This is a genomic window from Microvirga sp. 2YAF29 (assembly GCF_052114605.1).
Lineage (GTDB): Bacteria > Pseudomonadota > Alphaproteobacteria > Rhizobiales > Beijerinckiaceae > Microvirga.
Window position 1 is genome coordinate 1 of sequence record NZ_JBFRFB010000049.1, and the last position, 505, is coordinate 505.

The following is a 505-nucleotide window of genomic DNA, read 5'->3' on the forward strand; positions in this document are numbered from 1 at the left end:
GATCAGCCGTCGCGGACTGATGGCCGGTGCGGCGGGCCTGGCCGGGCTGGCGGTGGCCGGCCGAGCGTCGGCGCAGGCGCGAGGCTCCGAGCGGGTCGAGGCGCTGATCGCCAAGATGACCATCGACGAGAAGGCCGGCCAGCTGTCCTGCTACGCCGACATGATCCGCCCGCCGGTGGGCGACATGAACCCGGCCATCAACCTGCGCAACACCCAGCAGCTGCTGGCCGAGACCCGGGCGGGCAAGATCGGCACGCTGATGAACGGCGTCGGCGTCGAGGGCGCGCTGCTGGCCCAGACGGCGGCGGTGGAGCATTCGCGCCTGGGCATCCCACTGCTGCTGGCGGCCGACGTGATCCACGGCTTCAAGACCGTCTATCCGATCCCGCTGGCCGAGGCCGCCAGCTTCGACCCGCCGCTGGCCTACCGCACCGCCCGCGCCGCCGCGCAGGAAGCCACGGCCCATGGCCTGCACTGGACCTTCGCGCCGATGGTCGACGTGGCC

Annotated in this window: 1 protein-coding gene; it reads left to right on the forward strand. The window is 72.9% G+C overall.

Annotated features, from left to right (window positions below; genetic code table 11):
• A partial coding sequence (locus AB4Y85_RS19450) for a glycoside hydrolase family 3 N-terminal domain-containing protein (protein WP_441986549.1) occupies positions 1–505 on the forward strand: 505 nt, incomplete at both ends.